Raw genomic sequence first — 15,329 nt, 5'->3', positions numbered from 1 at the left:
TTTACATTGCCATCATTCAAGGCGCTGAAATATATAATTAAGAAAGCCTCGACATCCTGTCGAGGCTTTCTTGTATTCATTATTGTAGTGAACAGCCTGTCTACTACTTATCTATAGATCCATCTATTTATACTATTTTTATAAACTATTGTTTTTATTTTGGAAACTTCCTGTTCCCTATGACTAAATAATAGGATGATTAGATCAGGCTGTATATCCGCAAAATTCGGCAGCATTTGTAGGAAAATGCTTACAGTAATTCTGTCAGAAAAAGCACCATTAACAATATAAGAATCGTTCAATATGGTCTTTGCATTACAATCAATAAGACATCAGCGTATTGAGGAATAAGAAATGGATGCTTCTCGACAGTACTTAAGAAACTTACCACTATTGCTGAGCTGTATTTTGTTAAGTGCTTGTAATGCCCAAAGTGATCAAAATATTTCAACTCATTCATTGATAAATCAGAAATATAGTGTTGAAAAAGTAGCGACATTTGATGAACCATGGGCAATGACCGAGTTGGTTGAAGGTCACTTATTGATTACAGAAAAGAAAGGTAAATTAAAACTCTTTGATCCATCAACATTGAAAAGCATTGAAATTTTAGGTGTTCCAGAAGTTGCTTATGGCGGGCAGGGGGGATTGGGTGATATTGTCTTACATCCTGAATTTGCAAAGAATCATCAAATTTATTTAAGTTATGCAGAAAAAAGCAAAGAGGGTTATGGCGCGGTTGTGATACGTGCTGAATTAAATTTAAAAGATAAAAATCTACAACTTCGTAATATGAAAAGAATCTGGGAGCAAGTGCCAAAAGTTTCAGGACAGGGGCATTATGCACATCGAATGATTTTTGGCAAAGATGGCAAACTTTGGATCAGTTCTGGTGAACGGCAGAAATTTGACCCTGCTCAGGATATGAGTTCAAACTTAGGTAAAGTGATCAAGTTGAATGATGATGGGACTGTTGTTGCCGATTATCCATTCACTCAACACGGTGAGATTGCGAAACAAGTCTGGTCATTGGGTCATAGAAACCCATTAGGTATGGCTTTTGATGCCAAGGATCAATTGTGGGTGGTTGAAATGGGTCCACGAGGTGGAGATGAATTAAACCTTATCAAGAAGGGTGAGAACTACGGCTATCCAGTTGTTTCCAATGGTGATCACTATTCAGGACGAGATATTCCAGACCATGTTACGCATCCTGAGTTTAAAGCACCTGAAATCAGTTGGACACCCGTTATTTCTCCATCAAGTTTAGTGTTTTATCAGGATGAATTATTCCCGAAATGGAATCATAAGGCTTTAATTGGAGGTTTATCTTCTGAAGCAATTATTGTTGTCGATACTGAATCAAAACCTGTTCGTGAGGTACAACGTTTGGATATGCAGCAGCGGATTCGCGATATTCATACTGCATATAATGGCTCGATTTGGGTGTTGGAAGATGGAAAAAATGCTGGTTTATTAAGGCTATTGCCTAAGTAGAGCTGATTGAATCTTAGGGATTGGAAATTTTTAAAATGAATCATAATGGAGCCGATTTGGATCAAATAAAGTTAAAACAAATTAAAACTGACTTAAGTGTTGATGGAATTGTTAAGCTATCTCAGTTTATTGATAAAAAAGAAGTAAATTTAATCAAAGAGAGTTTGGTTGAAGAACTGAAACGTTTAAAAATTTATGAAAATAATAAAATAATCTCTAAAGAATTGAAAAAATTGAGTCATTTTCAACAGATTGTCATGTTGTCCAGAACAGTTAAACAGCCAAAAACTTTAGAAAAATATTCAGATATTTGGGGTGAAGTTGTATTCAAAATTTTTGCTAAAAAGTTTTACTCTGATCAGAAACAGCAACTTCTACTGACATTACCTCAACAGGAAAAATGGACACTGAATGATTTAAAATGGCATGTCGATTCACATTCAACAGCTTTTGAGTCACTGCAATTTTTTTTAATCATTGATGATATTCAACCTCATGGTGGTGGAACTCTAGTTTTGAAAGGTTCACATCATTTAACTGAACGATCTTCTTCAAGTCAGCTGAATCATTTATTGAGTACGAAAATATTAAATCAGCCTTTTGATTTTCAGAATAAAAAATTAGAGATCATTGAATTAACTGGCGTACAAGGGGATGTGTATTTAATGGATATGAGGGTTATTCATTCTCCAGCGATAAATGCTGCAAAAAAGATAAGAATGATGGCAACGTATAGATATTTTCAGAATTTGTAAGATAAATAAAGAAAACCCATCATCCTGACAGGATCTTCTTCATAAGAGATATTCCTAATCCATGCTGACATTCACATAGAAAAGAAACTATTGATAACACCTAATGTTTTTAATGTAGTAATGCCCGAGATTAAAAACATGTGGAAATTAAAGACTAGCTCCTTTTATTCGATCATGTTCCTTGATATGCATTTAAGCGAAATGCAAAGTTTTGTCCAAATAACTGAGCGGTTTTAATATCGCCAATATCAAAAGCATCTGCCGCACTGGCATGTTCGGCTTGTGCCATAAGACCAGACCATGACCCGAGACGATTGGCTGCTTGCGTATACGGAACACCTTGATGTTGCTCAGGTAAAATAGGGTTGCCGACCCATACCATCCCGTGTTGCATCGAAAAGGTGAAAAGCGAAATCAGGGTCGATTGCTTATCCCCAGCGGGTAATGAGGAAACAGTAAATCCTGCGGCTAATTTTCCTTTAAAAGCCTGCTTCTTCCATAATGGACCTGTGGCATCCATGAGTTGTTTAAAAGTGCCAGAAACTCCACCGAGATAGGTTGGAGTACCCCAAATTAGTCCATTATATTGACAGAGTAATTCAGGTTGAGACATCAATTGTTCAGCGGTGAATAAATCAGCTTTAATCTGTTCGACTTGTGCTGCGCCAAGTTGAATTTGTTGGGCAATAAATTGGGTATGACCTTGGCGGCTATGATAAATAATGGCAATAGATTTCATGGTTTGACTCCTTATAGAAATAGTGCAAGTAATTGGGCGCTGAGATATAAACCGCAACCAAAGACACTGTGGTTGATCAGACTTCGTAGAATGTTGTGCAAAGGCTGTGCTGTTTTAGTAGAAGCAATTCCTGAGCCCATGGCAGGTTGCATGATCAGAAAAGGCATCAGAACCGTGATAAGACCAAAACAAAAGGCAGAATAGAATTGAGGCTGTAATAACCATTCCTTACTTACAATTAAAATAAAGCCAAATGCGAAGAGGATACCGACGCTGTAATGCGCTAGCCAACCCAATGCATATTCATGTCGAATGCTAGGACTTTGGGCAATTGATGTATGGGTGAATTGACCTTTAAATATCCAACCGACCCAACGACCCAGCAGAGCAAAATTGAGTGTGGGAAGATTGAATTTTTTTAAGATAAAAAGCCATATATCCATGATCAGTGTTGCACCGATACCCATGCACAGGATTTGAAACAGCAATTCCGCAGTTTTCATTTTTCACCTTGATCTTTTCTGTATAAAACGCGATAAAGATAGTGTGCAAATTAAAGTCAACTTGAAGTCAAGAGGTATTTATGGATATTGGAGAAGTGGCTAAACGGGCAAATGTGGCGACATCGACCTTACGCTTTTATGAAGAAAAGGGCTTAATTAAATCTATTGGTCGTCATGGATTACGCCGACAATATGGCAAGCAAGTTTTAGATCAATTGGCACTGATTGCTTTGGGACGAGCGGCAGGTTTTTCCTTAACTGAAATTGCGCAGATGTTTAGTCAAGATGGTCAGCCTGAATTAGATCGAGAAATGTTAAATCAGAAAGCCGAGCAACTCGAACAGATGACTCGACGTTTACATTTCATCAGTGAAGGACTGAGACATGCTGCCGTTTGTCCCGCAGAAAATCATATGCAGTGTCCAACCTTTCAAAAGTATTTAAAAGCAGCGATTGCGGGTGAATATCAACCAACTAAACTTGAGTAATACTGATTCGATGAGTGCTATTTTCATTCAGATCACAGCGTATTGCGTTACATTGTCATTTTTCCGCCATGAAGTCTTCATTTTAGTGCAGTAAAAGCGTCATCAAAACTTGTTAAATTTGCGTAAATTTTTATCAAATGTATAAGACCATGAACAAGAAAATTTTATTGGCTTTATTCTGCTGTAGCGCTTTAGGTTTAACCGCTTGTAATGATGAAGATGACTTCTCATTTGAATCATCGGTTTCAGTGCCTACGTTGGTGTCATTTGCCAAGCTTGATGTTGAAACTTATGCCGCAGGACCGAATTCAGGTGCAGCAGTGAAAGGGGCAAATGGTATTTTCCCTCCATTTAAGGGGCAGCCTGTACAAGGTTTTTCAGGCGCTTTGAAAAATGGTGACGGAACGTATATGGTGATGGCGGACAATGGTTTTGGTGCGCAAGATAATTCAGCAGATTTTTTATTACGCATCTATCAAATCAAACCTGATTTTCGTACCAAATCAACTGGTTCAGCAAAAGTTCAGGTAATGAGTTTTATTCAGTTACGCGATCCAAATAAGTTAGTTCCCTTTGATATTACTAATAAAAATACTTCAGATCGTTTACTAACAGGTGCAGATTTTGATCCTGAGTCGATTCAACGAACTGCAGATGGAACGTATTGGATTGGAGATGAATTTGGTCCTTATTTACTTCATTTTGATAAAGATGGTGTATTAATTGACGCACCTATTTCGCTTCCAAATCCGTTTAAAGTCGGTACGGAATTGCGTTCACCGCAAAATCAATTGAATAAAGCCAATGTGAATTATGTAGAACCTTTAACGCTACAAAGTGGTGGGTTTGAGGGGATGGCTTTGTCAAAAGATGGTCAGTATTTATATCCACTTTTAGAAAAACCTTTGAAAGGTTCAGTACAGCGTCAGTTATTAATTTCACAGTTTGATGTGAAGAAAAAAGCGTATACAGGCAAATATTATTTGTTTGATTTAAATGAAAAAGCGACCTCGATTGGTGATTTTCAATTATTTGATCATGAATCAGGTGTGATCATTGAGCGTGATGATTCTGAAAATAAATTAGAAGGTTATAAAAAGTTAATTCAAATTAAATTGGGTGAATCGGGTAAAGCTGTTCAACGTGCCGAATTGGTTGATTTAATGAAGATCGCGAACCCAAATAATTTATATGGTACTGCTCGCGATGGTGACATTGGGACAGGTACAAACTTCGCATTCCCATTTTTTACCATTGAAGATGTGATTATTGAGAATCAAAATACCTTAACGGTATTGAATGATAATAACTTCCCAGGCTCATCTGGGCGAAATGCGAAGAAAGCAGATGATAATGAAATTATTCAGATTAAATTGCCGAAGGCATTATTTTAGTATGTATATACTCTGAATGATATTATTGATAAGAAGCCAGTCATATGACTGGCTTCTTTAGATCTATTTTTCGTTTAAGCTAAACAATCTTGTTTCGATACTTGATCTGGGCAACCCAATGGGTTTAAAGCACATTTTAAGTCTTCGATTTGATCTTGGCTGACATAGCCTTTAGATTTTAAATATTCAGCAACGCGGTCGTCACGTAAGCTTAAGAATGCGGCATCATATACACCGAGATCAACAAATAATGCAGCAGTTTCAAGGCTGTTAAAGCGATCTAAGAACACATCATTACCATACATTAAAAAGACGTGATCATAATCAGCTTGTGAATTTACATTTAGACGGTGTGCTAAAGTTGTAGGTGATGTTTTAATAAATAGTAAATCAGAAAGCTCATCAAATTGAGTCATATCTAAGCTATTATTTCCCAGTTTAACTTTACCCAGCCAAGCTTTGAATACGAGTACTGCACCACCACGCAGTAACATACTCCATACTTGATGACGAATTTCATCATTCAAACATTCGCATTCATCTTCTAAGCGTTGAACCAGTTTTTCTTCTTGTTGCGCTAATTTTTCAAATAAGCCCAAACCTTGTGGGTGGAATGCAACAGGTGCAAAAACATCAAACTTCAAGTCTTCAAAAACTTGTAAAGCCAATGGAACAGCAGCTTGATAAAGTGTGTTTAAGGCTTGGATTTGTGTGTTTTGCAGTTTGCTGTGTTTAAAAATATCTTGCCAATCGATTTCAGGCAAGATTGCATTTGCACCATATTGACGGTGGAATTGTTGAGCTTGATGCCCATTTGAAACTTCTGAAATATTCATGGCAAAAATCCTATTTAAATTCATTTAATACGCAAATGTTGCTTCCCTGAACAAGCGCGTGCTTTTGTGTTGTGATAATTTTCGATTTATATGGGTTGCAATAGGAATAAGACTAAAGTTGTATCCGGGGGTAAGATAATATTTTTGTTTATAAAAATCAGTAGCATATTTAATTGTAACTAATTATACAAGTGTATATTTACTATTTTGGTTGAAATTGCCATAGAAAATAAAGCTTTGAAATTTTTGGTCAATGATTCTGATTATTTTCTTCCTGTTTTTGAATGCTTTTGCATAAAGTTTAAAATAAATTGCTATTTCACTTAAAAATAGTGAAACAAAAACCTCTATCCATCATCTGGATAGAGGTTATAAATGTATCAAAATATGAAATTGATACAGCTGCCTAGTTAAAATTTACTGAGAAATTTTTAGACCAGATAACCATGAGCGTAATGAAGCTGGCTTCAATGGTTTCTTTAACAACACAATATTCAAATCTTTGACACGTTGTGGCAGTTCAGGATCTGAGTCTGCCGTGATCAATGCGGAAGGTACATTTTCCTGACGATGTTCAATGATGAAATCTAAGCCGATTTTGCCATGATTCAAGTGTTGATCAACGAGCCAGACTTGGATATTTTCTTTCTGAATCAGCTCTAAAGCTTGTTCAGGTTCTGTGGCTTTAAAGACTTGATAACCCCACTTGGTCAGCAATGTCGACATACCTTCCAAAATGGTTTCATCATTATCTAAGCATAAGATTTTATAGGCTTTTGATTTGAGCGGAACTGCTTGTACAGGCGTGGCTACGACTTTCGGTGCATCAACAATTGGTACATCGATCATAAAGCATGAGCCTTTGCCTTGTGTAGAGTAAACATGCACAGGGTAATCAAGTAGGCTGGTCATGCGTTGTACGATGGCTAAACCTAAGCCTAAACCTTGCTCACCCCAAGGTGAGGTATGTCCACAACGTTCAAACTCTTGGAATAGTTTAATACGTTGTTCTTCTGCGATACCTGGACCTGTATCCCAAACGCCGATACGAATATGATTCGGGCGGTTAGAAGCACGGAGTACGCCGACAACAACACGACCACGTGCAGTATAGCGTAGGGCATTACTAACAAAGTTTTGAATAATACGACGAATCCATTGTGGATCGGTATCAATCCAGAATTTTGCATCATGGACACTAAATTGAATGTCACGTTGTGCTGCAATGGATTTAAATTGTAATTCTAAATCGTTGAGTAAGTCATGTAATGGATAAGCTTGACGCTTTGGTTGGATTGAACCACCTTCTAAACGTGCGATATCCAAGAGGGCAGAAAGCATGCTTTCTGCGCCATGCAATGCTCGATCCAGTTGTTGTAAGGTTTTACGGTCTTCATCAGACTGAATACTTTGCTCTAACGCGGTGCTGAACAAGCGTGCTGCATGCATAGGTTGTAAAAGATCGTGGCTGGCTGCTGCGATAAAGCGACTTTTTGACATATTGGCTTTATCTGCTTGCTCACGAGCCAATTGTTGCTCTGACAATGCATCTGCAAGCTGTTGAGTTCGATCAGAAACACGTGCTTCAAGTACCGCTTCATTTTCACGGAACGCTGTAATATCCGCAAAGGTCGTAACAAAACCACCGCCTTCAATCGGATTGCCACGCATTTGAATAACACGACCATCTTTACGAATCCGCTCAAATTCGTGCGCACTACCGACTTTCATCCAGTGAATCCGTTTGCGAACGTGTTCTTCGACTGAACCTGGACCACATTCACCACGTTCAGCGTTATAGCGAATCAAATCTGCAATTGGACAACCGACATAAACTAAATCTTTTGGATAATCAAAAAGTTTAAGGTATTGATTATTCCATGCGACCAAGCACATATTCTCATCGACTACGCTGACGCCTTGGGTCATGTGGTCAATCATGGTCATGATCAGGTTTTGGTTAAAGCGTTGCCATTGTGAGGCTTGGTCAAGAATATTCGCCACTTGCCCCAGTGCTAAACCATTATTCACCATGGCTGTAGTCAGCAGGGTACGGGCTGATGCTGCACCAATCGTACCTGCCAAATACTGCTCAGTAAAACGCCACCACATCCCGTTTGCACTGCTATTTTCATTCATGACCACATTGTTCATGATACAAAATTGGCGGAATGCATGGGTGGTTGGTCCTTCACCGGTAATACGCTTCGCCAATGCAATCAGGTCGCCAACTTTAAGTTTGGCAACATCATGGTGTAAATAATTGATGTCTGTTGAGGTACTTTGTGCAGGAAGAGGTTTGGTTTCATAATAGAAAAAGCTCTCTGCCTGAATTTGTTCTGCAATACTTGGGCGATAAATTCTAGATACCCAAATGTAAAGCATAATATTTAAGCCCAATGCCCAAATCACACCGTGGGTCAATGGTGCAAAAGACTCAAAACCAAATAAGGCTTCAGGTCTTAACCATGTAATCCCTAAAGGCCCAAACATTAAAAACTGATGAGCGAAGTCCCCATATTCAGTCGGTAAACTACGCAAAATCGTCGGTAAGAGTAAGGTATAAGACCATAGAATAAAGCCGACCACCAAGCCTGCGTAAACACCTTGGCGACTACCACCACGCCAATATAATCCGCCAATCAATGCAGGAGAGAATTGTGCAACAGCACTAAATGCCAATAAGCCAAAAGTTGATAACTGGTCAATATCATTAAAAAAATGGAAGAATAAAAAGCCTAACAACATCACCGCTAAAATACATACACGACGGGTGAATTTGAGTACTTGCGGGAGGCGTTTATCATGGCGTGACAGAATGCCAAATCTCCACAAAGCAGGCATGATTAAATCGTTACTGAGCATGATTGATAATGCTACAGATGAAACCAAGAGCATTCCTGTAGATGCTGAAAAACCACCTAGAAAAGCCAGTAAAGACAACCAGTCTTGGTTATAACTGATTGGTAAAGATAGCACTGCAACATCGGGAATAGTCAAATATTTTGGTGCAGCGTGTAGCGCCCAGCTGGCAATTGGAATAATCGCAATGATGGTTAAAATTAAATAAGCTGCGAACCAACGACGTGCGCCACGAATGTGCTTTTCATCGCGTAATTCAACGACTGCTACGTGGAATTGGCGAGGTAAACAGATAATTGCCAATGCTGCTAAAAGCGTTTGAACCCAAAAGGTTTCAGGGACACCAAACAATTGCACTTCATGGAAAGTCTTTTGCACATCATGCGAAATCTGGACGATGTTTTCAGGGGCTTCAAATATAAAAAAGAATGCAACACAGAGTAGGGCAAAGAGTTTCACAAAAGATTCAAATGCTACAGCTAACATTAAACCGCCATGTTGTTCTGTATTGGCAATTTGTCGTGTCCCAAACATCATGGCCAAAATTGCTAAAACTGCAGTTAATCCGAGAACCCCATTCGTTGTCGTAGAAAGCACTTGCGTGTTGTGATCCAACATGACGGAAGCACTGAGTGCAATGGCACGCAGTTGTAGCGCGAGATAAGGAATAATTGCAACTACAGCAAGAATGGTCACTAAAGATGCCAGTGTCCCGCTTTTACCATAACGTGCAGCGACAAAGTCAGCGATAGAAGAGATGGCATGATGCTGACGAACTCGTCCTAAACGACGCCAAATATCGTAACCAAGCCAAACAAATAATAGTGGCCCTAAATAGATGGGTAAGAAAATAATCCCTTCACGAACCGCTGCACCCGTTGCACCATAAAATGTCCAAGATGAGCAATAAACCCCCAATGTTAGACTAAAGAGTAACATCCTGCCGCGCGTGCTTAATCGACTCGCATGCTTCTCTCCAAAGAAGGCGCAAACGAAGAGAATGAGGATGTAAAGGGCGAGAACCCCTATAATTAACCAACTGCTCATAAGGACTACGATGTAAAAATCTCGTTCTATAATACTCTATCTATGAACTGACTCGTTCATTTCGATCAAAATTTAACGACCAAAGTCTAAGTTACGAGAACCCCACAATCTTGTTAATTTTGACCATGTAAAAAAATGATTAAAAAGAAGCAACCAGGATACTGGTCGCTTAACAAGGAGCATGGTTATGGATGAGAGACAAGTAGACGCGATTCTACAAAATCCAAAATTCAAAGAAATGGTTGCTAAGAAAAGTAAATTGAGCTGGACACTTACGGCAATTATGTTGTTTGTTTATGTTGGATTTATGCTTTTAGTTGGCTACAACAAAGAGTTTTTATTATCTAAAGTATCGGAAGGTGGTGTCACCACTTGGGGAATTCCTTTAGGTCTGAGCATTATTGTTTTATCTTTTCTTTTATGTGGCGTGTATTCATATATCGCCAACAATTCTTTGGATCAATTGACTGAAGAAGCAATGAAAGAAGTAGAAGAAATTGCTCATGAAAAAGGACTGCACTAATGATGAAATGGAACTCTTTAAAAACTAAAGCAGCTCTTGCATCTACTGCACTGCTTTCAACTGTTGCACAAGCTGGTCCTGACCTAGGTGAAGCTCAACAACAGGCAACAAACTGGCACGCAATTATCATGTTTGCGATTTTCGTAGGTTTAACATTGTTCATTACCAAATGGGCTGCTAAACAAACGACAAATACTGCTGACTTCTATACTGCTGGTGGTGGTATCTCAGGTTTCCAAAATGGTTTGGCGATTGCGGGTGACTATATGTCAGCAGCATCGTTCTTGGGTATTTCCGCAATGGTGTTTAGCTCAGGCTTTGATGGCTTGCTTTATTCACTAGGCTTCATGGTGGGTTGGCCGATCGTATTGTTCTTGGTGGCTGAACGTCTGCGTAACTTAGGTAAATACAACCTGTCTGACGTGGTTTCATTTCGCTTAGAAGAAAAACCAGTACGTACGCTTGCAGCGATCAGCTCATTGGTTGTAGTTGCATTCTACTTAATCGCACAGATGGTAGGTGCGGGTCAGTTAATCAAACTATTATTCGGTTTGAACTACAACATCGCAGTTGTGATCGTGGGTCTTCTCATGATGGCTTATGTAATGTTCGGTGGTATGTTGGCAACAACTTGGGTACAGATCATTAAAGCGGTGATGTTACTTTCAGGTGCAACATTCATGGCGTTCATGGTGATGCATTCAGTAGGTTATAGCTTCTCTGAAATGTTCAAGCAATCAATCGATGTATTTGCAAAAGTACATGATGTGAGCCTTGAAGATGCATCTAAGATCATGGGTCCTGGCAGCCTTGCTAAAAACCCATTAGATGCTTTATCTCTTGGTTTAGCATTGATGTTCGGTACAGCAGGTTTACCACACATCCTTATGCGTTTCTTCACAGTTAAAGATGCGAAAGAAGCACGTAAATCAGTTGTAGTTGCAACAGGTTTCATTGGTTACTTCTACCTATTAACATTCATCATTGGTTTCGGTGCGATCCTTTTCGTATCAAACAACCCACAATTCATCGACGTTGCAAAAATGGCAGTTACTGGCAAGTTAGAACTTGTTGGTGGTAACAACATGGCTGCGGTTCACTTGTCTGATGCTGTTGGTGGCGACTTGTTCATGGGCTTCATTTCAGCAGTTGCATTCGCTACGATCCTTGCGGTTGTTGCTGGTTTGACATTGTCTGGTGCTTCAGCAATCTCTCATGACTTGTATGCAAACGTATTGAAGAAAGGTCAAACGACGCCTGAATCTGAATTACGTATGTCTAAGATTGCGACTTTAGGTCTTGCTATCTTCGCGATGATCTTGGGTATTTTGTTCGAAAAACAAAACGTAGCATTCATGGTTGGTTTAGCATTCTCTGTAGCAGCGTGTGCAAACTTCCCAGTACTTGTACTTTCAATGTTCTGGAAAGGTTTAACAACTCGTGGTGCGGTGATCGGTGGTGTTGTTGGTCTAGTAACAGCAGTAACGTTAATTATCTTATCTAAAGCAGTTTGGGTAGATACATTAAAAATCTCTGATACACCAATCAACTCATTCAATGGTCCTGCAATCTTTGCAATGCCGTTAGCATTCATCTGCTGTTGGTTATTCTCTGTGACTGATAAATCAGCTCGCGCAGAAGCAGAACGCAAAGCATTTGATGCACAGTATGTTCGTTCACAAACAGGTATTGGCATCTCAGGTGCTTCAGATCACTAATTCAAATGATCTGATCCTATAAAGAACACCTCCTTGGAGGTGTTTTTTTATGGTTTTTAAAATGTATTCATCGTAGAAAAAATGTATCGACATGCATGAATGTGCTAACTTTGAAGTTGATAAAAACAAACAGAATCTAAAATATGCGTCCAATTGTTGATTTTTGGAAAGACTTTAAACTATTGCCCTCTGCTTGGCTGCTATTGGTTCAGTTAAGTAGCTTATTCCTTTATCTCTATACCAGTCAAAGTCGAAGCTATCAAATTCTCACGTGGGCAGTGGGTGTTTTAGCACTTTTGATTATTGCCAAAGTAATTCGACAAACACCTACATTTACCATCTTGGGCATGATTTTTGTTAGTGGTGCATTTATATTTTCGATTTTGATGCTCATTGGGCAACGTTCCATTCCGATGCAAATCACAGCGCATTTCTTTGAAGCCATGGCTTATTTCTGCGCTGCTTATGGTTTAGTGCGTTATATGTTTGAAGACCGCTATCTCACCAAAGATGAACTGTTTGCGGCAGGGGCAGTATTTACGCTCATCGCATGGGGATTTGCTTTTCTTTATAGTATTTGTCAGTTACTTGTACCGAATAGTTTTCAAAATCCAAATCATGTAGGAGAGTACCAAACATGGTTGGATTTGCTCTTCTTAAGTTTTAGCTTGCAGTCTGCTACAGGGTTGTCTGATGTAATTCCGCTTGCACCACCTGCACGGGTTGTTGCGATGCTACAAATGTTTGGTGGCGTGATGTACTTGGCATTGATTGTTTCGCGTTTGATTTCTTTACACTATATCGCGCATAAAAATGAATAATTTCAATTGAATATTTTTTACAGTAAGTAAACTGTATCGATTTTTTGCTTGAATTATAATCAAATCTGGACTTTTCTTAAGCTGAGTCTGCTCTTTTTCACTTCTTGTGAATGCCTTTCTTGACCCATAGGGTCTGCCCGTTAATTAAAAAAATGTGAGGAAGATATGCCTTCCAAAAAGTCATCTTGGTTTGATAATGTCAATCCAAATGTGTTTTTCAGTACGGTTGGAATTATCGTTATTTTTTTAGCATTCGTGATTTTGACACCGAATGCTTTTGATCTCATGACCAAACAAATGAATCAGTGGATTACCGATTCATTTAGTTGGTTCTATGTACTTGCGGTTGCAATTTTTCTTTTAGTTCTTGTGTTTATTGCATTATCAGACATGGGGAAAATAAAACTTGGCCCTGATCATAGCCAACCCGAATATAGCAGTGGCTCTTGGTTCGCTATGCTATTTACCGCAGGGATGGGGATTGGATTGATGTTTTTTGGTGTGGCTGAACCCGTCATGCATTATGTCAGTCCACCTACAGGTGATGCACAAACGGTACAAGCCGCACAACAAGCCATGCGAATCACCTTTTTCCATTGGGGATTACATGCTTGGGCAATCTATGCCTTAGTTGGTTTAACATTGGCTTATTTTGCATTCCGCTATAATTTACCTTTAAAAGTTCGTTCAGGTTTATATCCGATTATTGGTAAAAAAATCTATGGACCAATGGGTGATGCGGTCGATACCTTTGCAACACTTGGAACAGTTTTTGGTGTTGCAACGACATTGGGTTTTGGCGTCACACAGATTAACTCAGGTTTGAGTTATTTATTTGGTTGGGAAAACCAGATCAGCACGCAAATCATGCTGATCATTTTTGTCAGTGCTTTGGCATCTTTATCTGTGGGTTTGGGCTTAGATAAAGGAATTAAGCGTTTATCTGAACTGAATTTAGTGTTGGCATTGTCTTTATTGGTCTTTGTATTTTTAGCCAGTTCAAGTATTTATATTTTACAAACCACGATTCAAAATGCTGGACAGTATATGTCCAATTTATTCTCCATGACCTTTAATCTCTATGCGTATCAACCGAATGGTTGGATTGGTGGTTGGACGATTATGTATTGGGCATGGTGGATTTCTTGGTCACCATTTGTTGGAATGTTTATTGCACGAGTGTCACGAGGACGGACTATTCGTGAGTTCATTGTGGGTGTGTTGCTAATTCCAACAGGCTTTACCCTGATTTGGATGGGTTTCATGGGCAATGCTGCACTGTTCAGCATTTTAGAACAAGGACACACCAGTTTAATCACCGCAGTTCAAAATGATTCATCTGTAGCGCTGTTTGAGTTTTTAAGTCATTTACCTTTTGCTGGTATTTCAAGTTTTATTGCCACGATTTTGGTGGTGCTATTCTTTGTGACTTCTGCTGACTCTGGTGCGTTAGTGACGGATTATCTCACAGCGAAATCAGAAAACTCGCCAATTTGGCAGCGCCTCTTTTGGACGGCATTAATGGCAGTTTTGTCGATCATTCTTTTGCTTGTTGGTGGATTGGGCGCACTACAATCGGCAACCATGATGAGTGCTTTACCTTTTACATTTATTATGTTGTTGCTGTGTTGGGGATTACTCAAAGCATTGCGTTTAGATGTCACGAAAATGAATGCTTTGCAAGTTGCTCGAATTACCCCACGTGCGGTACAAAATCCTCGCAGTTGGCAACAGCGTTTAGGCTTGATCATGCACTATCCGCATACACGCGATGAAGTGAATGATTATATTCAACATCAAGTACGACAGGCTTTTGAAAGTATTCAACGTGAATTTAAGCGCCGTCATTTAGAGGTGAATATCCGTGAGGTCGATGATGGTTTAGCTTTGAGTGTCGATCACCAAAGTGAACTCAACTTTGTCTATAAAGTACAAACCCATCAAACTGAAGCAGCAAGTTTTATGTTGGATGAGCAACATGATGAAATTGATGAGTTTTATCAGGCTGAAGTGTTTTTACATGAAGGCGGGCAGGGCTATGATGTAATGGATTGGACGCAAGAAGATCTATTACAAGACATCATTGATCAATATGAACGTCATTTACATTTTTTAAATGTGATTCGTAATTAAGTTTAATTCGTTA

12 protein-coding genes are annotated in these 15,329 nt (G+C 39.1%); 8 read left to right on the top strand and 4 right to left on the bottom strand.

Annotation, left to right across the window (positions count from 1 at the left end):
• The first annotated feature begins 354 nt into the window (after positions 1 to 354).
• On the top strand, positions 355 to 1,497 hold the full coding sequence (locus tag EXE10_RS13110; protein WP_087554355.1) for a PQQ-dependent sugar dehydrogenase: 1,143 nt from the start codon (positions 355 to 357) through the stop codon (positions 1,495 to 1,497).
• 20 nt (positions 1,498 to 1,517) lie between these two features.
• Positions 1,518 to 2,252: a phytanoyl-CoA dioxygenase family protein gene (locus tag EXE10_RS13105; protein WP_130113660.1), complete on the top strand. Its 735-nt coding sequence runs from the start codon at positions 1,518 to 1,520 to the stop codon at positions 2,250 to 2,252.
• A 172-nt stretch (positions 2,253 to 2,424) separates the two neighbouring features.
• Here the strand turns inward: EXE10_RS13105 and EXE10_RS13100 are convergent, their stop codons facing one another.
• Positions 2,425 to 2,991: a flavodoxin family protein gene (locus EXE10_RS13100; protein WP_130113659.1), complete on the bottom strand. Its 567-nt coding sequence runs from the start codon at positions 2,989 to 2,991 to the stop codon at positions 2,425 to 2,427.
• An 11-nt stretch (positions 2,992 to 3,002) separates the two neighbouring features.
• Positions 3,003 to 3,494, bottom strand: a complete 492-nt coding sequence (locus tag EXE10_RS13095) for a DUF2938 domain-containing protein (protein WP_130113658.1) — start codon at positions 3,492 to 3,494, stop codon at positions 3,003 to 3,005.
• Between the two features lie 80 nt (positions 3,495 to 3,574).
• On the opposite strand from EXE10_RS13095, the gene EXE10_RS13090 reads away from it, so the two are divergent.
• Both EXE10_RS13090 and EXE10_RS13085 read left to right on the top strand, forming a co-directional pair.
• Positions 3,575 to 3,982: a helix-turn-helix domain-containing protein gene (locus EXE10_RS13090; protein ID WP_087554351.1), complete on the top strand. Its 408-nt coding sequence runs from the start codon at positions 3,575 to 3,577 to the stop codon at positions 3,980 to 3,982.
• 149 nt (positions 3,983 to 4,131) lie between these two features.
• Entirely contained in the window at positions 4,132 to 5,376 is a 1,245-nt protein-coding gene (locus EXE10_RS13085; RefSeq protein WP_130113657.1) for an esterase-like activity of phytase family protein, read from the top strand.
• A 74-nt stretch (positions 5,377 to 5,450) separates the two neighbouring features.
• Here EXE10_RS13085 and EXE10_RS13080 read toward each other — a convergent pair whose 3' ends face one another.
• Both EXE10_RS13080 and EXE10_RS13075 read right to left on the bottom strand, forming a co-directional pair.
• Positions 5,451 to 6,212, bottom strand: coding sequence for a hypothetical protein (locus EXE10_RS13080; protein ID WP_130113656.1), 762 nt, complete (start codon positions 6,210 to 6,212; stop codon positions 5,451 to 5,453).
• Between the two features lie 417 nt (positions 6,213 to 6,629).
• Positions 6,630 to 10,121, bottom strand: a complete 3,492-nt coding sequence (locus EXE10_RS13075; protein ID WP_130113655.1) for a PAS domain-containing hybrid sensor histidine kinase/response regulator — start codon at positions 10,119 to 10,121, stop codon at positions 6,630 to 6,632.
• 187 nt (positions 10,122 to 10,308) lie between these two features.
• Between EXE10_RS13075 and EXE10_RS13070 the strand changes: the two genes are divergently transcribed.
• The 4 genes from EXE10_RS13070 (at position 10,309) to EXE10_RS13055 (ending at position 15,316) form a co-directional block, all read left to right on the top strand.
• A complete protein-coding gene (locus EXE10_RS13070; protein WP_068974969.1) occupies positions 10,309 to 10,644 on the top strand; it encodes a DUF485 domain-containing protein in 336 nt (111 codons plus the stop codon).
• Positions 10,645 to 10,646: 2 nt separating this feature from the next.
• Positions 10,647 to 12,362 carry a cation acetate symporter gene (locus tag EXE10_RS13065; RefSeq protein ID WP_068975111.1) on the top strand — a complete coding sequence of 572 codons (1,716 nt, stop codon included), beginning with the start codon at positions 10,647 to 10,649 and terminating at the stop codon, positions 12,360 to 12,362.
• A gap of 143 nt (positions 12,363 to 12,505) precedes the next feature.
• Positions 12,506 to 13,183, top strand: coding sequence for an ion channel (locus tag EXE10_RS13060; RefSeq protein WP_130113654.1), 678 nt, complete (start codon positions 12,506 to 12,508; stop codon positions 13,181 to 13,183).
• Positions 13,184 to 13,348: 165 nt separating this feature from the next.
• The gene (locus EXE10_RS13055) at positions 13,349 to 15,316 is read left to right on the top strand and encodes a BCCT family transporter (protein ID WP_130113653.1); all 1,968 of its coding nucleotides are present in this window, start codon (positions 13,349 to 13,351) and stop codon (positions 15,314 to 15,316) included.
• The last annotated feature ends 13 nt before the right edge of the window (positions 15,317 to 15,329 follow it).

This window comes from Acinetobacter sp. WCHAc060033, from assembly GCF_004209125.1.
GTDB lineage: Bacteria > Pseudomonadota > Gammaproteobacteria > Pseudomonadales > Moraxellaceae > Acinetobacter > Acinetobacter wuhouensis.
Note: the sequence above shows the minus strand (reverse complement) of the source record. Positions and strands in the feature narration are given on the sequence as shown.